At 71.4% G+C, this 19,839-nt stretch carries 20 protein-coding genes and 1 pseudogene; 9 read left to right on the top strand and 12 right to left on the bottom strand.

Annotated features, from left to right (window positions below; translation table 11 throughout):
- Positions 1-50: 50 nt before the first annotated feature.
- Entirely contained in the window at positions 51-1,547 is a 1,497-nt protein-coding gene (locus tag ACQEU1_RS05270; RefSeq protein ID WP_433196782.1) for an aromatic amino acid ammonia-lyase, read from the top strand.
- 257 nt (positions 1,548-1,804) lie between these two features.
- On the opposite strand, the gene ACQEU1_RS05265 is transcribed toward ACQEU1_RS05270, so the two are convergent.
- The 5 genes from ACQEU1_RS05265 to ACQEU1_RS05245 form a co-directional block, all read right to left on the bottom strand.
- Positions 1,805-3,034, bottom strand: coding sequence for a sensor histidine kinase (locus ACQEU1_RS05265; protein ID WP_433196780.1), 1,230 nt, complete (start codon positions 3,032-3,034; stop codon positions 1,805-1,807).
- Positions 3,031-3,720 (bottom strand): response regulator transcription factor, encoded by a 690-nt coding sequence (locus ACQEU1_RS05260; RefSeq protein WP_433196778.1) that lies wholly within the window; start codon positions 3,718-3,720, stop codon positions 3,031-3,033. The genes ACQEU1_RS05265 and ACQEU1_RS05260 overlap by 4 nt, the downstream gene beginning before the upstream one ends.
- Before the next feature lie 217 nt (positions 3,721-3,937).
- Positions 3,938-4,729: a glycoside hydrolase family 20 zincin-like fold domain-containing protein gene (locus tag ACQEU1_RS05255; RefSeq protein WP_433196776.1), complete on the bottom strand. Its 792-nt coding sequence runs from the start codon at positions 4,727-4,729 to the stop codon at positions 3,938-3,940.
- A 34-nt stretch (positions 4,730-4,763) separates the two neighbouring features.
- Positions 4,764-6,458, bottom strand: coding sequence for a HAMP domain-containing sensor histidine kinase (locus ACQEU1_RS05250; protein WP_433196774.1), 1,695 nt, complete (start codon positions 6,456-6,458; stop codon positions 4,764-4,766).
- On the bottom strand, positions 6,448-7,143 hold the full coding sequence (locus ACQEU1_RS05245; RefSeq protein WP_433196772.1) for a response regulator transcription factor: 696 nt from the start codon (positions 7,141-7,143) through the stop codon (positions 6,448-6,450). The genes ACQEU1_RS05250 and ACQEU1_RS05245 overlap by 11 nt, the downstream gene beginning before the upstream one ends.
- Positions 7,144-7,223: 80 nt before the next feature.
- Here ACQEU1_RS05245 and ACQEU1_RS05240 point away from each other — a divergent pair, with 80 nt between their 5' ends.
- The 4 genes and pseudogenes from ACQEU1_RS05240 to ACQEU1_RS05225 all read left to right on the top strand — a co-directional run bounded on the left by ACQEU1_RS05240 (position 7,224) and on the right by ACQEU1_RS05225 (position 10,823).
- The gene (locus tag ACQEU1_RS05240) at positions 7,224-8,258 is read left to right on the top strand and encodes a peptidoglycan-binding protein (RefSeq protein WP_433196770.1); all 1,035 of its coding nucleotides are present in this window, start codon (positions 7,224-7,226) and stop codon (positions 8,256-8,258) included.
- A pseudogene (locus ACQEU1_RS05235) lies at positions 8,255-8,923 on the top strand (ABC transporter ATP-binding protein); the annotation flags it as partial. The gene ACQEU1_RS05240 and the pseudogene ACQEU1_RS05235, both read left to right, overlap by 4 nt.
- 179 nt (positions 8,924-9,102) lie before the next feature.
- On the top strand, positions 9,103-10,272 hold the full coding sequence (locus tag ACQEU1_RS05230) for an ABC transporter permease (RefSeq protein WP_433196768.1): 1,170 nt from the start codon (positions 9,103-9,105) through the stop codon (positions 10,270-10,272).
- A 14-nt stretch (positions 10,273-10,286) separates the two neighbouring features.
- A complete protein-coding gene (locus ACQEU1_RS05225) occupies positions 10,287-10,823 on the top strand; it encodes a hypothetical protein (RefSeq protein WP_433196766.1) in 537 nt (178 codons plus the stop codon).
- A gap of 37 nt (positions 10,824-10,860) precedes the next feature.
- On the opposite strand, the gene ACQEU1_RS05220 is transcribed toward ACQEU1_RS05225, so the two are convergent.
- The 3 genes from ACQEU1_RS05220 to ACQEU1_RS05210 all read right to left on the bottom strand — a co-directional run bounded on the left by ACQEU1_RS05220 (position 10,861) and on the right by ACQEU1_RS05210 (position 13,314).
- Positions 10,861-11,880 carry an LLM class flavin-dependent oxidoreductase gene (locus ACQEU1_RS05220; RefSeq protein ID WP_433196764.1) on the bottom strand — a complete coding sequence of 340 codons (1,020 nt, stop codon included), beginning with the start codon at positions 11,878-11,880 and terminating at the stop codon, positions 10,861-10,863.
- Positions 11,877-12,461: an NADPH-dependent F420 reductase gene (locus ACQEU1_RS05215; protein ID WP_433196762.1), complete on the bottom strand. Its 585-nt coding sequence runs from the start codon at positions 12,459-12,461 to the stop codon at positions 11,877-11,879. Before ACQEU1_RS05215 ends, ACQEU1_RS05220 begins: the two co-directional genes overlap by 4 nt.
- 73 nt (positions 12,462-12,534) lie before the next feature.
- Positions 12,535-13,314 (bottom strand): alpha/beta fold hydrolase, encoded by a 780-nt coding sequence (locus ACQEU1_RS05210; RefSeq protein ID WP_433196760.1) that lies wholly within the window; start codon positions 13,312-13,314, stop codon positions 12,535-12,537.
- Between the two features lie 67 nt (positions 13,315-13,381).
- Here ACQEU1_RS05210 and ACQEU1_RS05205 point away from each other — a divergent pair, with 67 nt between their 5' ends.
- The 3 genes from ACQEU1_RS05205 (at position 13,382) to ACQEU1_RS05195 (ending at position 16,032) form a co-directional block, all read left to right on the top strand.
- Positions 13,382-14,851 (top strand): ABC transporter substrate-binding protein/permease, encoded by a 1,470-nt coding sequence (locus ACQEU1_RS05205; protein WP_433196758.1) that lies wholly within the window; start codon positions 13,382-13,384, stop codon positions 14,849-14,851.
- On the top strand, positions 14,848-15,615 hold the full coding sequence (locus ACQEU1_RS05200) for an amino acid ABC transporter ATP-binding protein (RefSeq protein WP_433196756.1): 768 nt from the start codon (positions 14,848-14,850) through the stop codon (positions 15,613-15,615). Before ACQEU1_RS05205 ends, ACQEU1_RS05200 begins: the two co-directional genes overlap by 4 nt.
- Positions 15,616-15,723: 108 nt before the next feature.
- On the top strand, positions 15,724-16,032 hold the full coding sequence (locus ACQEU1_RS05195) for a DUF1540 domain-containing protein (protein WP_285639988.1): 309 nt from the start codon (positions 15,724-15,726) through the stop codon (positions 16,030-16,032).
- On the opposite strand, the gene ACQEU1_RS05190 is transcribed toward ACQEU1_RS05195, so the two are convergent.
- The gene (locus tag ACQEU1_RS05190; RefSeq protein ID WP_433196754.1) at positions 16,029-16,451 is read right to left on the bottom strand and encodes an MgtC/SapB family protein; all 423 of its coding nucleotides are present in this window, start codon (positions 16,449-16,451) and stop codon (positions 16,029-16,031) included. The genes ACQEU1_RS05195 and ACQEU1_RS05190 overlap by 4 nt on opposite strands.
- 206 nt (positions 16,452-16,657) lie before the next feature.
- Positions 16,658-17,224: an SMI1/KNR4 family protein gene (locus tag ACQEU1_RS05185; protein ID WP_433196752.1), complete on the bottom strand. Its 567-nt coding sequence runs from the start codon at positions 17,222-17,224 to the stop codon at positions 16,658-16,660.
- A 137-nt stretch (positions 17,225-17,361) separates the two neighbouring features.
- Here ACQEU1_RS05185 and ACQEU1_RS05180 point away from each other — a divergent pair, with 137 nt between their 5' ends.
- Positions 17,362-18,003, top strand: a complete 642-nt coding sequence (locus tag ACQEU1_RS05180) for a TVP38/TMEM64 family protein (RefSeq protein WP_433196750.1) — start codon at positions 17,362-17,364, stop codon at positions 18,001-18,003.
- A gap of 81 nt (positions 18,004-18,084) precedes the next feature.
- Here ACQEU1_RS05180 and ACQEU1_RS05175 read toward each other — a convergent pair whose 3' ends face one another.
- Positions 18,085-18,429, bottom strand: coding sequence for an RNA polymerase-binding protein RbpA (locus tag ACQEU1_RS05175; RefSeq protein WP_065919117.1), 345 nt, complete (start codon positions 18,427-18,429; stop codon positions 18,085-18,087).
- A 238-nt stretch (positions 18,430-18,667) separates the two neighbouring features.
- Positions 18,668-19,423, bottom strand: coding sequence for a thymidine kinase (locus ACQEU1_RS05170; RefSeq protein ID WP_382437734.1), 756 nt, complete (start codon positions 19,421-19,423; stop codon positions 18,668-18,670).
- Positions 19,424-19,839: the final 416 nt, after the last annotated feature.

Below are 19,839 nucleotides of genomic sequence, written 5' to 3'. Positions count from 1 at the left end.
ACCCACGCGATCTCAGAACTTTCTGAGATCGGCTGCCTACCGTCCGTGCGGTGACCACGACCGCTTCAGACACGTCCGTGGACCTGGGTTCGCCCCTGACTCCAGCGCACCTCGCCCGCGCTTGCGCGCCGTTGCCCGTGCTGGCCGGCACCGACGTCTTGGACCGCGTCCAACGCGGCCGCGCCTACCTGCGCACGGTGCTGGCCGACGACGAACGCCCGGTGTACGGCGCCAAGACCGGGTTCGGTGCCCTGGTGGGGTTCGCGGGCCGCGCCACCGAAGCCGACCAGTGCGACAACACCCTCGCACACCTCGGCGCGGGCCAGGGCCCCGACCTGCCGCTGGACATCACCCGCGCGGCGATGCTCGTGCGCACCTGGTCGCTCGCCCAGGGACTGTCCGGCGTGTCCGCGCACGTCGTCTCGGGCCTGTCCGCGATGTTCGCGACCACGTTCGTCCCGGCCGTGCCGCGCTACGGGTCCGTCGGCGCCAGCGGCGACCTGATCCCGCTCGCCTACGCGGCCCAGGCGTTGCGCGGCCGCGGCCACGCCTACCTCGACGGCGTCCGCCGGCCCGCGGCCGAGGCGCTGACGGCGGCCGGACTGTCACCGCTGGAACTGGACGGCCGCGACGCCCTGGCCCTGGTCAACGGCACCTCGGTCACCACCGCCGCCCTGTCGCTGGCACTGTCATCGGTGCGGGCCTCCCACCGGGCGCTGGCCTCGCTGACGTGCCTGCTGGTCGACGTCGTCGGCGCCGACCCCGGCTTCGCCGACCCCAGGCTGATCTCCGCGTTCGGCCACTCCGGCGCCGTGACCGTGGCCTCGTGGATGCGTTCCACACTGGACGGGACCGCGCCGAGCGGACTGCGGGCGTTGCAGGAGCCGTACAGCATCCGCTGCTCACCCCAGCTCCTCGGCGCCGCCGAGGACGCCCTGCGCTACGTCGACGGCGTCGTGGCCGCGGACCTCGGCGGCGTCAGCGACAACCCGCTGTTCTTCCCGTCCGACGACCTGGTCGCGCACGGCGGCAACTTCTTCGGCCAGCCCGCGGCCTTCGCCGCCGACGTCCTGGCCATGGTCACCGCGTCCCTGGGCAACCTCGCCGAACGCCAGCTCGACCTGCTGGTCGACCCGGCCCGCAACACCGGCCTGCCACCGATGCTCGCCGCCGGCCCAGGCCGCCAACACGGCTTGCAGGGCGTCCAACTCGCCACGACGGCGTTCGTCGCCGAGATCCGCCGCGGCGTGCTGCCCGCGAGCACGCAGAGCCTGCCGACCAACCTGCACAACCAGGACGTGGTGCCGTTCGGCACGCAGGCCGCACTACGCGCCTACGACCTGGCAGACCTGCTGCGACTGCTCTGCGGCTCCCTCGCGCTGGGACTGCGGCAGGCAGTGCACGTAGGCGGCCGCCGCCCGACCGCACCCCGGTGCGCGGCACTGCTGGACGCGCTGGCGGCGGCGATCGACCCGGTGGACCCGGACAGGCCGCTGGACGAGGACGTCCGGGTGGCGGCTGAGGTGGTGGTCTCCGCGGAGTGGTGATGAGGCACGGCTGTGGTGCACGCTCGGGCGGCGGCCGCGCGCACCACAGCCGCCTCGCAGGTCCCGCCAGCCGGGCGCAACCCGACCGCCGTGCGCACCCGACCGCCGTGCGCATCTCACCCCCGAAGTCACCCCACCCCTGAAGTCACCCGTCGCCGCAGTCACCCACCCGCCGTGGCGCCCCACCCGCCCCGGTCACCCGCCACCGCAGCACCCCGCCGCCACCCCGCCTCAACCCCCTGCCCGTGAGCGCGCTCTCACGGGCAGGCGCTCGACAGCCTCTCCCGCTCCGCCGCCCGCCTCCCCGCCACCGGAATCCTCAGCGTGAACCGCGCCCCCACCCCCGGCCGCCCCGAAGCCTCCACCGTCCCGCCGTGCCCCGTCACGATCTCCCGCACCAGCGCGAGACCCAGCCCGAACCGTCCCTCGCCCGGCCCGTGCCGGAACCGCTCGAACAGCCGCTCCGCGTCTTCGGGCGCGAAGCCCGAGCCGTTGTCCGCGACGACCAGCTCCACCTGGCCGTCCGCCTCCCGCACGCTCACCGCGATCCGGCCGCCCTCCGGCGTGTGGCGCACGGCGTTGGCCAGCAGTTCGTCCACCGCGCGGCGCAGGCCCGTCTCGATTCCGGCGACGACCAGCGGGTGTCCCGGGTGGTCGAGGGTGAGGGTGATGCGGCGTTCGGCGGCCCGTTCGGTCTCGCCCACGACGGCGGCCTCGGCGATGTCGGCCAGGTCGACCGGTTTGCCGTCGCGCGGGTCCAGCTGGGCTGACTGGAGGAGGTCGTCGACGACGTCGGCGAGGCCGCGGATCGAGCGGGCCAGTGCGTCGAGGTTGGAGCGCTGCGAGTCGGGGAGGTCCGCGGCGGCGGCGAGGAGCTGGGCGCGCAGGTAGGCGCGGGCGATCGGGGTGCGGAGCTCGTGGCTCGCGTCGGTGAGGAACCTGCGCTGGCGGGCGAGGGCCTCTGCCCAGGGTTCGACCGTGCGGCGGCCCACGCCGAAGCCGATCAGCGCAGCCACGAGCAGGCCCGCGACGAGCGCGATGGCCAGTGCCCACAGCAGGTGCGCGCGGTCGGCGAGCTGGTAGCGCAGGTCGAACACGGCCTGGACGGTGGTGCCGCCGGCGCCCGGTGAGGTGAGGACCATGTACTCGGTGCCGTTCGCGGTGACATCACGCGGAACGGCGGTGCCCGAGGCGTGCACGGCGTCGATGTCGCCGCGCACCGGGAACCCGGCGGGTACCTCGAACGGGCCGACGTCCAGCACGCCGTTCTCCAGCACGAACACCCACGCGCACTTCGGCGCGACGCCCGGCACGCCGTAGGTGATGTTGTACCGCAGCTCGCGCGACACCTCGGTCTGCTGCGCCTGCACCATGACCGTGTACGCGATGGCGCCCACGAACGCGATCATCACCGTGATCGCGAGTCCCACCAGCAGGCTCACCCGCTGCCGGGCCCGCCGGAACTCGGATCGCTCCCACGCCGTCACAGCGCCCCCAACCGGTAGCCGACTCCCTGGACCGTCTGCACGACCGACCGGCCCACCTTGGTGCGCAGGTAGTGGACGTAGGTGTCCACAATGGACTGCGAGGGTGCGTCGGAGAACACCGTGCGCCGCAACGCCGCCCGCGTGTGCACGGTCTCCGGATGCGTCGCGAGCACCCGCAGCAGCGCGAACTCCCTGGTGGTCAGCGGGACCTTCTCGCCGTCGGGCAGCACGACCTGGTGCTGTTCGAGCTCCAGGCTGCCGGCGCCGATGCGCAGCACGGCGGCCAGTTCCGCGGAACGGCGGCACAGCGCCCGCAGCCGCGCGGTCAGCTCGCGCAGGTCGAACGGCTTGGCCAGGTAATCGTCCGCGCCGGCGTCGAGGCCGTCGATCCGGTCGAGCACCGACCCCATCGCGGTGAGCATCAGCGCCTGCGTGCGCACGGACCGGGAACGCAACCGGGACACCAGGTCCAGCCCGTCGAGCACCGGCAGGGAGCGGTCGATCACGACCACGTCGTACGGATGGGTGAGCGCGAGGTGCAGCCCGCGTTGCCCGTCGAACGCGACGTCGACGTCGTACCCCTCGCCGCGCAGCACCGCGGCGAGCAGCTCCACCAGCTCCCGGTCGTCGTCGACGAGCAGCAGCCGGAAGCGGTGGAACGACCGGAACTTCGAAGAGGCCCGCACGGCTGTCACGATCGCACGCGTCCACCGGATCGAGACAGATCATGACGACCGGCCAACAGGCAACGGACATGTTCACGGACGTGACGGCAAGGCCGGGTGCAGCGGAATTTCCCGCGCCGGACAGGGAACCCTGCCCGATCACCCCCGCTGATCAAACTTAAACATGTGAACCGGGGCAGTGGCGTGACCTGCGTTCACGGCACTGCTGTGAACGCGGCTACCAGGCGGGCGCGACGGCCCGCGTCGTGTCCAGTCCACCGACCCAGCCCGCTGTCGCGACCGCACGCAGCCCGGCGTCGCCCTCGGCGAGCTTCCCGTGCGGGCCCAGCACGTCCGCGCCGTCCTCGTGCCAGCGCACCGGCAGTTTGCCGTGCCGTTCCAGCAAACCGGCGAACTTCGTGGTCAGCTTGGCCGTACCGATGTGCACCCACCGGCTCGGGAACAGCTCCAGCAGCTCGATCGTCGCCGGGCTCAGCTCCGGCACGACCGTGATGCCGTGATCGCGCCCGTACTCGACGAGCTCGCGGATCGCCTCCGGGTCGCCCTCGGGGAACACGTGCAGCACGTTCAGCTTGTAGGCGGCCATCCGGTCGATCGCCTGGCGCATCTCCGCCGGCGGCAGCAACGCGCTCGACACGCCCCGCCACGCGAACCTGGGGGAGTCGCGCACGTCGGCCGCGCGGACCGTCGCGTCCCTGGTCATCAGCTGCTTGAACGACTGCACGCCGTGCCGCAGCCCTGCCTGCGTGCCGGCGCGGAGCATGACCGCGTCGTTGCTGACCAGCAGCGCGTACCCCTCGGGGCCGAGCCCGCGCATCGCCGGGTCGTGCGACACCATCAGCATCCCGTCCGGCGACTCCGCCAGCAGGTAGCCGGTCTCCCGGAAGACGTGCTCGCGCAGCAACGCGGCCGCGGTGCGCGCCTGCCCGGTCACCCGGACGGTCACGTCTTCGGTCAGGACGAACGAGCCCGTGCGACGGGGCGCGCTCGCAGGCATGGGAACAATCACCGGTTTCCTCTCCAGCGAACTAACGCTGGGTGTATCAGGTGAGTTCCGGCAATCGGACGCGGAACGTGGTTCCGATGCCTGTTGTGCTGGTCACATCGACCGTTCCGCCGTGCGCCTCGACGAGCTTGCGGACGATCGCGAGACCCAGTCCGCTGCCGCCGGTGCTGCGGCTGCGGGACTTGTCCGCGCGCCAGAACCGGTCGAACACGTGCGGCAGGTCCTCCTCCGCGATGCCCGCGCCGGTGTCGCGGACGGTGATCACGCAGGCGTCGTCGTGCCTGGTCCCGTCCACGGCGACCGAGCCGCCGGCCGGGACGTAGCGCAGCGCGTTGCCGACGAGGTTGTCGAGGACCTGCCGCAGCCGCAGCGCGTCGGCGCGCACGAAGAGCCCGGGGTCGGCCGTCACCGACAACGTGACGCCGGCCTGCGCCGCCCGAGCTTCGTGGGCTGCTTGGACCTGCTCCAAGGCTGCGGCGACGTTCACCCGTTCGAGGGTCAGGCGGAGGGAGCCCGCCTCGGCCACGGCCAGATCTTGGAGGTCGTCCACGACGTGCTGGAGCACGAGCGCCTCCTTGAGCAGCAGGGTGATCAGCGCCGGGTCGAGGTCGTGGACGCCGTCCTCGGCCGCCTCCAGCCAGCCCCGGATGTTGCTCAACGGCGTGCGCAGCTCGTGCGCGACATCGCCGACCATCGCCTTGCGCGCCTGCTCCAGCTGCGCCCTGTTCGCGGCCATCGTGTTGAACGCCCTGGTCAGGCCCGCGATCTCGTCCTGGCCGCGCACCGGCACCGGAGGGATGTCCCCGCCGCCGGACAGGTGCGTCGCCGCCGCCGTCAACGCCCGCAACGGCCGGGTGATGCGCGCTCCCGCGAACGCCGCCACCCCGACGGCCACCAGCAGCACGGCCGCCGCTGCACCGACGACCCGCCAGCCGTTGCCCGACAACGAGATGGCGGCGGTCGGCGTGCCGGTCGGGTTCGTCAGGTAGAGCAGCACCGGCTGCGCCACGTACGGCGTGAGCTGCTCCTTGCGGGACGCGGCCACGCACGCGGCGACGGCGGGCTCGTCCGGTGGCTGCACACCGGACTGCTTGCGCGACGGCGTGAAGTCGGGGTCGAGGTCGACCGGCGGCAGCTGACGGCGCGCCAGGCACGCGGTGACCAGGTCCTCCAGGTCGAGCAGCGCGGCGAAGTCGGCCCTGGTGTCGAACGGCAGGTCGCGCTCGCGGCAGTCGAAACCCGCCTCGCCCTTCTTGACCAGGCGCAGGCAGTAGAGCGTGCCGGTCGGGTCCTCGCGGTCGCGGAAGTCGATCGGCGTGCGGAACGGCCCGAGCACGCGCTTGTCGATCCGGTCCGCGGGCGCGCCCGGCACCAGCACCGGGTCGACCTCCAGCGGGTCCACCACGGCCGCGGCTTTCGCGGGCAGCTGACCGCCGTCGCCGCCCCGGTCGGCGACGGTGCGGCCGTCCTTGGTGACCAGCACGATCCGCCGCCCTGGGTGCTCGCGGACCAGCGAGTCGACGTAACCGTCCACTTCGGACCAGTCGCGGTGGTCTGCCGCGTAGCCGAGCAGGGTGGTGTAGATCCTGTTGTCGGAGGCCAGTTCGCGGCCCTGCTCGCGGGCGATCGACGCCCGCGTCAGCTGGGTCGCGAGCCACGCCGTCGCTGCGATCGAGCACACCGCGATCAGGACCACGACCACGAGCAGCCGGGTGAACACGCTACGGCGCATCAGCGCGCCCGGCCGTGAGCTTGTAGCCGATCCCGTACACCGTCAGCAGGTGCGCGGGGGTGCGCGGATCGGTCTCGATCTTGCGGCGCAGGTTCTTGACATGTGTGTCGATCGTGCGCGCGGTGAGGAAGCTGTCGATGCCGTGCATGCGTTCCAGGAGCTGCTCGCGGCTGAACACCCTGTCCACTTCGGACGCCAGCACCTCCAGCAATCCGAACTCGCCCGGCGTGCACTCGACCAGCGCGCCGCGCACCGTCACCTCGTGCCGCAGCTGGTCCACCACGATCGGCCCGACCCGCAACGCCGGCGCGGGGGCACGGGCGGGCAGTCTGCGCAGCAACGTCCGCACGCGCGCCACCAGTTCGCGCGGGCTGAACGGCTTGGTCATGTAGTCGTCCGCGCCGATGCCCAGCCCGTGCAGCAGATCGTCCTCTGTGGACCGGGCCGTCAGCATCAGCACCAGGACGTCCGAGTCCGCCCGCAGCGCCCGGCACACGTCCAGCCCGCCCAGGCCCGGCAGCATCAGGTCCAGCACGACGAGCGCGGGGTGGTGCCTGCGGGTGGCGTCGAGCGCGTCCCGTCCGTCGTGGACGACCAGCACCCGGTGGTGGTCCTGCTCCAGGTAGCGGCGGACCAGCTCGGCCTGGTTCTCGTCGTCCTCCGCGACCAGGATGAGAGCGCTCACCGGGCCGATCATAGGGACGCCCTCGCCGCTCTCACCGGTTCGACACAGGATCCTCACAAGTGCCTCCGAAGATCAACGGCATGCGCAGGACAATCGTCGCGGCCACCGTCGTGGTAGTGGTCGTCATCGCCGTCGTGCTGGTGGTGCGCGGCAGGCCACCCGAGCCTTCCGCACCCCCGCCCGCCGCCGTGAAGACCACGACCGTGCAGCTGGGCGACCTCACGAACACCCGCACGTTGCAGGCCCAGCTGGGCTTCGGCGCGGCCCGGCCGGTGAAGGGCGCCGCGGGCACCGTCACCAAGCTCCCGGCCCCCGGCCAGACCACCGAGCTGGGCAAGGAGCTCTACCGCGTCGACGACCAGCCCGTGGTCGTCTTCATCGGCGCGACCCCGCTGTTCCGCGCCTTGGACGCGCCGGGCCTGAAGGGCTCCGACGTGGCCGTCCTGGTGGACAACCTCGCCGCGCTCGGCTACTCGGTCGGCACCCGCCCGAAGGACGCGACCAAGGCCGAGCTCACCCCGCGCGTGGTCGACGCCCTGAAGAAGTGGCAGAAGGCGCTCGGCGTCGAGCAGACCGGCACCCTCGCGCCCGGCCGCGTGCTCGTCCTGGACCGCCCGATGCGCGTGGGCGCTCTCAAGGCCCAGCTCGGTGCCGCGGCCACCGAGGACCTGTTCGAGCTCACCCCCACGACCCGGCTGGTGACGGTGCAGATCCCAGTCACCGAGGCGGGCGCGCTGAAGGCGGGCATGGCGGTCACGGTCGTCCGTCCCGACAACCGCCCCGTCCCCGCGAAGGTCACCTCCGTGACGCCCGTGGCCGCCCCGCCCGAGAACGGCAGCGGCCCGAAGGCGGACATCGTCGTGACCCCGGACAACCCTGCCGACGTCGAGGACCTCGACACCGCGCCGGTCCGCGTGACGGTGGTGTCGGAGAGCCGCACCGGCGTGCTGACCGTGCCGCTGGCCGCGCTGGTGGCGTTGAAGGAGGGCGGCTACGCGTTGCAGCTGCCCTCCGGCGCCTTGAAGGCCGTCCGAACGGGGCTGTACTCGCAGGACAAGGTCGAGGTCTCCGGCGACGGCGTGGCGGAGGGCCTGGAAGTGGTGACGGCGTCGTGACCCCGGTTCTGGCCCTGCACTCGGTGAGCAAGCACTACCCCGGCGGCGTGACGGCGCTGGACGACGTGTCGCTGGAGATGTCGGCCGGCGAGCTGCTGGCGATCGTGGGCCCGTCCGGCTCGGGCAAGTCGACCCTGCTGCACCTGGTCGGCACCCTGGACCTGCCGTCGTCCGGCGTGGTCGAGCTGGACGGACAGGACGTGGCGAAGCTGCCGGACCGGCGGCTGTCGGCGTTGCGGGGGAGCCGGCTGGGGTTCGTGTTCCAGCAGTTCCACCTGTCCGACGGGCTGACCGCCGCGGAGAACGTCTCGACCGGGCTGCTGTACGCGGGGGTGAAGCGCAAGGACCGGCACGGCATGGCGGTGGAGGCGCTGCACCGCGTCGGCCTCGGGCACCGCGTCGGGCACCGGCCGCAGGAGCTGTCGGGAGGCGAACGGCAACGGGTCGCGATCGCCCGCGCGGTGGTGAACAACCCGGCGCTGGTGCTCGCCGACGAACCGACGGGCGCGCTCGACACCGCCAACGGGCAGGCGGTGCTGGAGCTGCTGAGGGAGCTCAACGCGCAGGGGACGACGATCGCGCTGATCACGCACGACCGGGACATCGCCGCCTCGCTGCCGCGCCGGGTGGAGCTCAGGGACGGCCGCATCGTCGCCGACACGGGCACAGGCAGAACTCAGGCCCCGGCCGCCCACCGAACGGCGTCCGCCGCCACTGCGGATCCTCCCGCCCTCCGCGCTCCGGGCCTGGCGAGCGAAGACCGGACCGCCCTTCCGCCCGTCGCCACCCCGGACCCGCCGACTCTCCGCATCCCTCGTCCCACCTCCCCTCGCGGAGGCGCCTGATGACCCGCCTCTCCCCGCGCGACCTGCTCTCCGTCGGCTCCCAGGGCATGCGCACCCGCCGTCTGCGCGCCGCCCTCTCCGCCCTCGGCATCGCCCTGGGCACCGCCACCGTCGTGGTCGTCACCGGCATCCCCGCCTCCAGCCAGCAGGCGTTGCTCGACGAGCTCACCACCCTCGGCACCAACCTGCTGCGCGCCCAGCCGGCCCCGCGCCAGGACGACCCGGTCAAGCTGCCCCCGGAGTCCGTCGCGATGGTCGAGCGCATCGGCCCGGTCACCGCCGCCGCGGCCGTCGCCAACACGCACACCCGCGTGCGCCGCAACGACCTGCTCGACCCCGGCCACAGCTCCGACATCACCGTCCTGGCCGCCACCCCGACCCTGCTCGACACCGTCAACGGCCACCTGAGCAGCGGTGAGTTCCTGCCCAGGCCGGACTTCCCCGGCGTGGTGCTCGGCAACGTCGCCGCCCAGCGGCTCGGCATCCCGGACGTCGGCGCCCGGCCCGCGATCTTCGTGGGGGAGCGGTGGTTCACCGTGACGGGCGTGCTGGGGCCGCTGCCACTCGCGCCCGACATCGAACGTTCCGTGCTCGTCGGCTGGGACGCCGCCCGCACCCAGCTCGGGTTCGACGGACGCCCGACCGTCGTGTACGTGAAGGCGCGCGAGGAGTCCATCGAGGACGTCCGCGCGGTGCTGCCCGCCACGCTGCACAGCGAGATCCCCGGGCTGGTGCAGGTGAGCCGCCCGTCGGACGCCCTCGCCGCCAAGCGCGCCACGCAGAACTCCTACAGCGCCCTGTTCCTGGGCCTCGCCGGGGTGGCGTTGCTGGTGGGCGGCGTGGGCGTGGCGAACACGATGGTGATCTCCGTGCTCGAACGCCGCAGCGAGATCGGCCTGCGCCGGGCACTGGGCGCCACCCGAGGGCACATCCGCTCGCAGTTCCTGACCGAGGCGATCCTGCTGTCCGGCCTCGGCGGCCTGGCCGGCACGGTGCTGGGCGCGCTCGGCGTCGCCGGGTACGCCACCCTGCACCGGTGGCCGCTCGTCATCCCGCTCGAAGTCCTCGCCCTGGGGGTGCTCGCCGCGTTCGTCGTGGGCGCCGCCGCCGGGCTCTACCCCTCCCTGCGCGCCGCCCGGCTCACGCCGACGCAGGCGCTCGCCGCGTGAACGAGAGGAAACCGATGAAGAAGGCCACCCTGGCGTTGGCGCTGCTGTTCCTGGCCGCCTGCGCGAAACCCGACGCGGGCCCGGAGGTCGCCTCGCTCTCGACCCCGTCGAGCAGCGCCGCCCCGACGTCCGCGAAGCAGGAGGACCGCCCCCGCGAACGGCTCGACATGACGCCGGAGGACATCGAGGCCCTCCAGGCGCCCCACGACCAGTGCATGGCGGAGCAGGGCCTCGACCGCAAGGGCCGCGCCGCCGAACCCGGCAGGCCGCAGCCCACCAAGGAGGAGCTCGACCGGGCGCTGAAAGCCTGCGAGCACAAGGACCCGCTGCCGCCGTGGGAGAAGGACGCCACGAACCCGGAGGCGCTCGACTTCGCCAACCGGGTCGTGCAGTGCCTGCGCGGCAAGGGAGTCCGCTACGTCGAGGTCCACAACGAACCGGGCGCGGCCACCATCAGCTACGCGCTCGGCGGCCCGAACAACGACGCGGCGTCCATCTCGCTCGGCCTGGAGCACGCGAAGGAGTGCGAGATCGCGTCCTCCAGGAAGTGAGCCAGGTGTGGCTCGGCGATCTCGCCGAGCCACACCGTCAGGCCAGCATGTCCCGCACCATCGGGACGACCTTCGTGCCGTACAGCTCGATCGTGCGCATCAGCGACTCGTGCGAGAGCCCGCCGATGCCGTACTTCAGGTCGAACCGGCTGGCGTCGAGCTTCTTCATGGTGCGCGCCATCTTCTCGGCCACCGTGTCCGGCGAGCCGACGAACAGCGCGCCGTGCGGGCCCACCTCGTGCGCGTACGACTCCGGCGTGGGCGTGGCGAACCCGCGCGTCTTGCCGAGGCGTCCGATCACGTCCAGGTAGTGCGGCCAGAACTCCTCGCGCGCCTGCTCGTCGGTCTCCGCCACGTGGCCGGGGGAGTGGATGCCGATCGGCAGCGGGTCGCGGCCGAACTTCTCCAGCGCGTGCTTGTACAGCTCGGAGAACGGTGCGAACCGGCCAGGGTGGCCGCCGATGATCGCCAGCATCAGCGAGAACCCGTACGACGCGGCGCGCACCACGGACTGCGGGCTGCCGCCTACGCCGATCCACGTCGGGAACGGCGCGGTGTACGGCACGACGTCCTGCTCGGTCAGCGCCGCGCGGGTCTTGCCCTGCCAGGTGATCGGGCCGCCCTTGAGCAGCTCGGCGAAGAGGTGGGTCTTCTCTTCGAAGAGGTCCTCGTAGTCGTTGAGGTCGTAGCCGAACAACGGGAACGAGTCGATGCTCGACCCGCGGCCCAGGATGATCTCGGCGCGGCCGTCCGAGACGGCGTTCAGCGTCGAGAAGCGCTGGAACACCCGCACCGGGTCGTCCGAGCTGAGCACCGTCACCGCCGACCCGAGGTGGATCGTGGACGTGCGCGCGGCGATCGCGGCCAGCACCACGTCGGCCGCCGACAGCGGCATGTCCGGGGTGTGGTGCTCGCCGATGCCGAAGAAGTCGAGCCCGACCTGGTCGGCCAGCACGCCCTGCTCGACGACGTTGCGGATGGTCTGCCCGTGGGTGATCGGCGTGCCGGACGCGTCGTGCGTGACGTCGCCGAAGGTGTCGAGGCCGAACGTGGTCATGACTGCTCCTTCAAGAAGGTCTCGAACTCGTGCCGGTGGGCCGCGACGCCGAACAGCGGGCTGCCGGGTTCGAGCAGCCGTCCGGCGGCCAGCGGGCCCATCGGCACGGGGTCGAACCCGATGCGGTCCAGGAACTCCGCGACGGCCTTCAGCGCGTCGGGGTCGTTCCCGGCGAACCCGACCGCGCGACCGGCGGCGGGTTCCATGTCCTGGTAGGCGACGTGGTTGAGGGTTTTGACGACGTGCGCGCCGGTCAGCCGTTGCGCGACCTCCTCGCTGGTGCCCAGCGGGTGCTCGGCGGGCGGCCAGTGGTTCATCGCGTCGACGACGACCTTGCCCGCGAACGTCCTCGGTTCCAGCGACGGGAACCGGTGCCACGGGATGGCCAGCACCACGAGGCCGGCGTCCCCGACGGCGTCGGCGGCGGTCTGCGCGACGGCACCGGGCGCGAGGAAGTCGACGATCATCTCGATCCGCGCGGGATCTCCCGACCCCGCGATGCCCACCTCGTACCCCGCCGCCAGGGCGAGGCGCGCGACGACGGGACCGACGTGGCCCGCCCCCAGAACAGCGATCTTCACAGCACACCCGACCCGGTTAGTTGATGTGTCATCAAGCCTAACCGGACCGCCCCCCGGATAATTCCAGGGGGTGCTAGAGGGTCGCGCCGAGGAACCTCTCCAGGTGCGGGTTCACGTCGCCGGCGTGCGTGAGGCTGAGGAAGTGCGCACCGCCGTCGACCAGCACCAACGGCTCGGCCTGGGGGAGCGCGGCGACCAGCGCCTCCGCCTTCGCGAAGGGGTACGCGAGGTCCGCGGTGCCGTGCAGCACGAGTGCGGGCACGTCGATCGCACCGACCTGGTCCAGCACGCCCTCGCGGGAGACCAGCGCGCTCATGATCAGCCGCAACCGGGCGGGTTCGACGGCGCTCCACTTCGGCGTCCAGTCCGCCGGGTCGTAGTCGCCCAGGCAGATCTTCGCCACGGCCTCGATCACCGACTCCGGCCCCTGCGCGATCCACACCTCGGCGAGCTGGTCGTACGCGGCGGCCACCTGCTCGTCCTCCGGCTCGCCGGACGTGCCGAGCAACGCCAACGCCGTGACACGTCCGGGAGCGAGCAACGCCACCCGCAGCGCCGCGAACCCGCCCTGACTGGTGCCGATCACGGCCGCTCGCGGCACGTCCAGCGCGTCCAGCACGGCGAGCGCGTCGCGGGCCACGTCCCAGTGGTCGAACGGCCCGGTGGCGGGGGTGTCGCCGTGGCCGCGCTCGTCGATCGCGATCAGCCGGTACCGGTCACCGAACGCCGCGACCTGCGGCGCCCACATCGTCACGTCCATCAGGAAGCTGTGCAGCAGCACGACCGCCGGGCCGTCACCGCCGTGGTCCACGTAGGACACCAGCTGCCCGTCCGCCGTGGTCAGCGTAGCCATGCCGCACACCCCGTCCCGCATAGTGGATCTTCAGCGGCGCCCGCCCGGTTCGCTCTACCCTGCCCGGATGCGACAAGTGTTCAGGGGCGCGGTGCTGCTCCTGCTGCTGTTGATCGTCGTCCCCGCACCGGCGAACGCGCAACAAGAGCAACCACCGTTGGTCCGTGCCGGCACCGAGGGCACGTATCCGCCGTTCTCCTTCCACGACCCAGCGACCCAGGAACTGACCGGGTACGACATCGAGGTCGTCAAGGCGATCGGTGCCAAGGCCGGGTGGCGGCTGGAGTTCGTCGAGACGCAGTGGGACGCGATCTTCCCCGCGCTCGACGCGTCCCGCATCGACCTCATCGCCAACCAGGTGTCGCGCAACCCCGAACGCGCCGCCAAGTACGGCCTGTCGAGCACCTACACCTACTCGCGCGGCGTGATCGTGCGACGGACGGGCGACGACCGGATCAAGTCCGTCGCGGACCTGCGGGGCAAGACCACCGCCCAGTCCAGCACCAGCAACTGGGCGAAGGTGGCCCGCGACGCCGGCGCGAACGTCGAGGCGGTGGAAGGGTTCGCGCAGGCCGCCGCGCTGCTGCAGCAGGGCAGGGTCGACGCGATCGTCAACGACAACATCGCCGTGCTCGACTACCTCGCCACCACCGGCTCGAAGGACGTCGAGATCGCCGGTGACGCCGGTCAGGCGGGCAGCGAGCAGGTCCTCGCCTTCCGGCAGGCCGACGGGGCGTTGCTGACGCAGGCGAACACCGCGATCGACGCGCTGAAGGCCGACGGCACGTTGCGTGGCATCTCGCAGAAGTACTTCAAGGCGGATGTGTCCGTTGAGGACGGTGGCGCGGCGGATCTTTCTCAGGGGCGTGGTCCGCGCAGCACCTGGGACGTCCTGGCGTCGACGGCCTGGCCGATGTTCGTGGGACTGGTGAAGGTCACGATCCCGCTGACGGCGCTGTCGTTCGCGATCGGCCTGGCGCTGGCGCTGCTGGTGGCGCTGGCCCGGATCTCGCCCTACCGCGTGCTGTCGGGCCTCGCGCGGGCGTTCATCTCGGTTATCCGCGGCACACCGTTGCTGTTGCAGCTGTTCATCGTCTTCTACGGCCTGCCGCAGATCGGCCTGAAGTTCCCGCCGTTCACCGCCGCCGTGGTCGCGTTCTCGCTGAACGTCGCCGGCTACGCGGCCGAGGTGATCCGCTCGGCGATCCTGTCGGTGCCGAAGGGCCAGTTCGAGGCGGCGTCGACGATCGGTTTCGGCTACGCGCAGACGTTGCGCCGCATCGTGCTGCCCCAGGCCGCGCGCACCGCCGTGCCCCCGCTGTCCAACACGCTGCTGTCGTTGCTGAAGGACACCTCGCTGGGCTCGGTCGTGCTGCTGACCGAGCTCTTCCGCGAGTCCCAGCTCGCCGCGGCCGAGAGCAACGAGTTCCTCGCTCTCTACGCCTTCGCGGGCCTCTACTACTGGGTGATCTGCGTGGCGCTGTCCGCAGGGCAGAAACGACTGGAGACCAGGCTGAACAGGTACGTGATCGCATGACCGACATCCGCATCGAGGTCTCCGGCCTGCACAAGTCGTTCGGCTCGCTCGACGTGCTGCGCGGCATCGACTTCACCACCCCGCGCGGCACCTCCACCGTCCTGCTCGGGCCGTCCGGCTCCGGCAAGACCACCCTGCTGCGCTCGCTCAACGTCCTCGACGTCCCCGGCAGCGGCGTCGTGCGCATCGACGACGTGTCGGTCGACTTCTCGTCGTTGCCCGCCGGCAAGGCCGGGCGCGCCGAGGGTGCGCGGCTGCGGGGGCAGAGCGGCATGGTGTTCCAGGCGCACAACCTGTTCCCGCACCGCACGGTCCTGCAGAACCTCACCGAAGGACCGGTCGTGGCGCAGCGGCGGCCGGAGGACGAGGTCGTCTCGGAAGCGCGGGCGTTGCTGGACCAGGTGGGCCTCGCCGACAAAGCAGATTCGTACCCGTACCAGCTTTCCGGCGGACAACAACAACGCGTGGGTATTGCCCGTGCGCTCGCTTTGAAACCCCGCGTCGTGCTGTTCGACGAACCCACTTCCGCACTGGATCCCGAACTGGTGGGGGAGGTGCTCGCCGTGATCAAGGACCTGGCCTCGGAAGGGTGGACCACGGTCATTGTCACGCACGAGATCCGGTTCGCCGAGAAGGTCGCCGACCAGGTGCTCTTCCTCGACGGCGGGGTGATCGTGGAACGCGGAACCCCAGGTCAGGTCATCGGTGATCCGCGCGAGGAACGCACCCGCAAGTTCCTGCGACGCGTTCTGGACCACGGGTGAAATGATTGTTGAAGGATAGGCTCGCCTAATCATTCTCGAATTGCGGGGCTCCTGCCGCGGTGGCATCGTCCGGTTCACCGAACCTTTCCCACCACGGCAGGAGCGGACATGACCACCCTCGAGAACCCGGCGATGCCCGCAGTCCACGACTGCACCGTGAGCGACTGTTCCTACAACCACGACGGCTGCCACGCGTTCGCGATCACCGTGCGCGGCGACAACGGCGCGGCCGACTGCGGCACGTTCATCCCGCTGGGCACGAAGGGCGGCCTGGACAAGGTCGTCGCGCAGGTCGGTGCCTGCTCCCGGACCGACTGCACGCACAACGCCTCGCTGGAGTGCACGGCGCAGAGCGTGCGGGTCGGGCAGGGAGAGGGCGACCACCACGCGAACTGCCTGACGTACCAGCCGCGTTAGTCGTCTTCCTTGCGGTCGACGGCCCGGCCGAGCTCGCGCAGGCCCACGTTGACCAGGATGATCGCGACCGTGCCCGCCGCCGCCACGACGTGCAGGCCGGCACCCGCGAGCGAGCCCACCGCGGCCGCGCACCAGAGCGTGGCCGCGGTGTTCAACCCGCGCACCGACAGCCCGTCGCGCAGGATCACGCCCGCGCCCAGGAACCCGATGCCGGAGACCACCTGCGCCGCGACGCGGGTGGGGTCGCCCTGGCCGTCGAAACCCTGGGCGGACAGCAGGACGAACAGCGCGGCGCCCACGGCCACCAACGCGTTGGTGCGCAGGCCCGCCATGCGAGCGCGGTACTGGCGCTCGAACCCGATCAGCGCGCCGAGGCCCATGCTCTCGGCGATGCGCAGGGTCATGTCGAAGATGTGCATCGTGTGACTCCCCTTGTGTGCAGGGGTGTGCGTCACACGCCAGAACTCAAGCGTGCCCGAAAGGGTTCAGCGAGGTGCGTGCACCTGCACTGGCTACTGTCGCCTGGCATGTGTCGCTCACCTCGCTTCCTTGTGTCTGGTTGTAAGACCGGGGGACCACGTTAGCGGGCAGGGCGTGAGTCCGTCGTGAGAGTGGGACGCGCGTCTCATTCCCACTCGAAGTAGCCGTCCTTGACGACGACCCGGCGTTCGGTCTCGCCCCGCAGGGCGCGCGCCGCGTGGTCGAGCATCGCGGACACGGTGGGGTACAAGGGTTCCGTATCGGCCCCTTCGACGTTGTCCCACGCCATCACGCACCCGTGCAGCGGGCCACCGCGCAGGTCGGCGAACAGGTAGCTGCCGCCGAGGTTGGTGGCGACGGGAACCCACGCGGGCAGCCACAGCTCGGTGTTCTGGGTACCGGCCGGGTGCTGGAGCGCGGCCTCGGGGGAGGAGTCGAAGAGGTCGTTGCGGACCTCCATGGTCATCGCGCGGTCCGCCAGTGCTCCCGCGAGGCCCAGCGGTTGCCAGTAGCCGGGGATCAGGTCCCACAGCAGGGTCCGTTCGCCGATGCCGCCGAACTGCCGCCACCACGCGGCGAGGTCGGCGGGGAGCGGGTGGCCGATCGAGTGTTCCGCCGTCCTGATGTCGTCGGCGGACGACGGCGGGAGCAGGGTGGCGTGCAGGGCCGGGAGGTTGCCGGCGATCCAGGCCTCGATGTCGGTCCAGCTCATGGCGCGCACTAAAGCACGGCCGGCGAGGTGGGGCCGGTCGGGGGAGGGAAGGCGCGGTCCAGGTCCTCGCGTCCACGGACTTGCCCGGAGGGGAGCAGCATGGTCATGAGTGCCGGCCTGCCGGGTACGTTGGGCTGATGCGACGCGTGGGCCTGATCGTGCTGGTGCTGCTCGTCGTGGCGCTGGCGGTGGCGGCCCGGTTCGTGGATCTGCCCGACGGCGCGGAGCTTCGTGCCCTCGTCGACGGCGCCGGTGCGTGGGCGCCCGTCGCGTTCGTGGCGGTGTGCGCGGTGGGCACGGCGGTGTTCTTCCCCAAACCGGTGCTCGCGACGGCGGCTGGGCTGCTGTTCGGGGTGGGGTGGGGGAGCGCTCTCGCGATCGCGGGGTGCACGGCGGGGGCGATGATCGCGTTCGGGGTCGCGCGCCGGCTCGGCCGGGAGACGGTCAAGGGGTGGCTCGGCGCTCGGCTGGCCGTGCTGGAACGGGTCTTCGAGCGGCGCGGGGTCGAGGCGACGCTCGTGATCAGGTTGTTGCCGATCCTGCCGTTCACGCTGGCGAACTACGGCGCGGGCGTGACCTCGGTGCGCGGGCGGGACTTCGCGCTCGGCACGGCGCTGGGGCTGGTGCCGTCGACCGTGCTCGCCGCCGTGCTGGGGGACGCGCTGAGCGATCTCGGCTCGCCGCGGTCGGTCGTCGCGTTGGCGATCTGGGCCGTGCTGGCGGCCGTGGGCGTGTGGTGGGGCCGGAACTTGATCACGGGCGCTCTGCGGGCCTCCTAGAGGCCCTTGTGCGGCACGCAAAAAGCCGTCCCGGCGGGAGACCGGGACGGCTTGAAGCGTCTGCGACCTTGCGGGCCTGGATCAGGCCGTGCGGGTGCGGCGTCCGCGAAGCTCTTCGAGCCGCTCGTCGAGCAGCTCCTCGAGCTCGGGGATCGACCGGCGCTCCAGGAGCATGTCCCAGTGCGTGCGCGGCGGCTTGATCTTCTTCACCTCCGGCTCGACACCGTCGATGATCTTCGACTCGGTGCCGTGGAGGCGGCATTCCCAGGTCGGCGGCAACTCGGCGTCGTCGGAGAACGGGACCTCGAAGTCGTGTCCCTTGGGGCAGGCGTACCGCGCTGCCCGGCGCGGAGCGAGATCGTGGTTTCGGTCGGTCTCGTAGCTGACTGCTCCGAGCCGGCTTCCACGCAAAACGCGGTCGGCCATGGCGGTGTCCTTTCGCTCGGCTCAGGGCCGGGGCCCAGGCTTCTTGCTCACCGTGTGCAACGCCCGGATTGCTCCGTTTGTTTCCGGTTCGCTCTCATGGTCGCCCACAGTGACGTCGTTCACTCGTCAACGAAGGCTTCCTACTAATGGATGCGATCGCCACAGGATCGTGACGCGTTATCAAGCTCCTGCGCTCATGCATCACTCTAATGGCCCAGTGGGGGCTGTGGGTAGTCGCCTATGCCAACCGAAGCTGACCACTTTGTGCGACGTCAGGGCCTAGGTCGCCCAACCGAAAGTGACGCCGACAGAGCACCTGATAACGGACAGTAGTTTCCGTGTTGTCGGTTACAGTGTTGCTCTCTGTACCCGATCGGTGCTGTTCCGTGTCCGAAACCGTGTCGGCGACCAGCACGGTGTCCCCGGCGCGAATCACCCGTCCGGCCCGCACCCGAGCGTTGAACCTCCCGGGAACCCCGCACCAGCAGAGCACCTCGACCTGAATCGCCTTCAGCTCGTCGGCGAGCTCGAACAGCCGCCGCGACCCTGGGAACATCTCCCCGCGGAAGTCCGTGGCGAGCCCGAAGCAGTAGACGTCGACCTGGACGTCGTCCGCGAGCTCCGCCAGCTGCTCCACCTGCTCGCCCGTGAGGAACTGCGCCTCGTCCACGATCAGGTAGTCCACCCGCCTGCCCTCGGCCCACTCCGAGCGCACCAGCAGGCGGAGATCGTCGTCGCGGATCTCCGCGGCCTCGCGGGTGATGCCGATGCGGCTGGAGATCTGCGGCCGCCCCGACCGGTCGTGCCGCACCAGCAGCAGACCCCGCCGGCCCTGGCGCGAGTTGTTGTGGTCGATCTGGAGCGCGAGCGTCGACTTGCCGCAGTCCATCGGACCGAAGAAGAACTTGAGGTGCCCGACCACCGGCGTCGAGCGCCGGGAACCAGCGACAGGTACAGCGGAAAGGGCGTCTGTCGGATCGGGAAGGGCGTCCACGGCGGGTCACCCTAGTGCCTCGATCCCGATCATGAGGAATCCCCACGGTTCGTGCACCCCCTCGCCTGGGCCCGTTCGGCGCGACCTGCCATTTCCGGTCGACATAGCCGCTGGGACGGGGGTTGAAACATCGTCTCGGCTCGGATCACTCGAAGGTTTCAGTGCGGACTGAGGCGCGAGTTGTTGCCGGGGCGGTCTGGAGGGCCGGTGGGAGAGGGAAGGGGCGCAAGGAGGGGGAGGGATCCGGGGAGCCGAGATGCGATGGGAGTCGGGAAAGGGGGGAGGTGGGCGGGCGGCGGGTGGAGCAGGGGAGTCACAGGGCGGGAGAGGGAAGCGGTGGCCCGGTCGTGGGGTGAAAGGCGCGGAAGCGGGTCCGGCCGGCGAGCTGGATTGCCTCACCGGCTTGTCCGTCGTCC

Origin of the sequence: Lentzea sp. CA-135723, assembly GCF_050936595.1 — a bacterium.
Classification (GTDB): Bacteria; Actinomycetota; Actinomycetes; order Mycobacteriales; family Pseudonocardiaceae; genus Lentzea.
The sequence above is the reverse complement of the archived record's forward strand: the minus strand, read 5'-3'. Positions and strand labels throughout refer to the sequence as shown.

Excerpts from the sequence above, each read along its gene's own strand:
- ACQEU1_RS05210 (WP_433196760.1), bottom strand. The coding sequence starts at position 13,314 with ATGGCTACGCTGACCACGGCGGACGGGCAGCTGGTGTCCTACGTGGAC.
- ACQEU1_RS05190 (WP_433196754.1), bottom strand. The coding sequence starts at position 16,451 with ATGCACATCTTCGACATGACCCTGCGCATCGCCGAGAGCATGGGCCTC.
- ACQEU1_RS05200 (WP_433196756.1), top strand. The coding sequence starts at position 14,848 with ATGACCGACATCCGCATCGAGGTCTCCGGCCTGCACAAGTCGTTCGGC.
- ACQEU1_RS05230 (WP_433196768.1), top strand. The coding sequence starts at position 9,103 with ATGACCCGCCTCTCCCCGCGCGACCTGCTCTCCGTCGGCTCCCAGGGC.
- ACQEU1_RS05175 (WP_065919117.1), bottom strand. The coding sequence starts at position 18,429 with ATGGCCGACCGCGTTTTGCGTGGAAGCCGGCTCGGAGCAGTCAGCTAC.
- ACQEU1_RS05225 (WP_433196766.1), top strand. The coding sequence starts at position 10,287 with ATGAAGAAGGCCACCCTGGCGTTGGCGCTGCTGTTCCTGGCCGCCTGC.
- ACQEU1_RS05205 (WP_433196758.1), top strand. The coding sequence starts at position 13,382 with ATGCGACAAGTGTTCAGGGGCGCGGTGCTGCTCCTGCTGCTGTTGATC.
- ACQEU1_RS05240 (WP_433196770.1), top strand. The coding sequence starts at position 7,224 with ATGCGCAGGACAATCGTCGCGGCCACCGTCGTGGTAGTGGTCGTCATC.
- ACQEU1_RS05185 (WP_433196752.1), bottom strand. The coding sequence starts at position 17,224 with ATGAGCTGGACCGACATCGAGGCCTGGATCGCCGGCAACCTCCCGGCC.
- ACQEU1_RS05250 (WP_433196774.1), bottom strand. The coding sequence starts at position 6,458 with ATGCGCCGTAGCGTGTTCACCCGGCTGCTCGTGGTCGTGGTCCTGATC.
- ACQEU1_RS05180 (WP_433196750.1), top strand. The coding sequence starts at position 17,362 with ATGCGACGCGTGGGCCTGATCGTGCTGGTGCTGCTCGTCGTGGCGCTG.
- ACQEU1_RS05195 (WP_285639988.1), top strand. The coding sequence starts at position 15,724 with ATGACCACCCTCGAGAACCCGGCGATGCCCGCAGTCCACGACTGCACC.
- ACQEU1_RS05220 (WP_433196764.1), bottom strand. The coding sequence starts at position 11,880 with ATGACCACGTTCGGCCTCGACACCTTCGGCGACGTCACGCACGACGCG.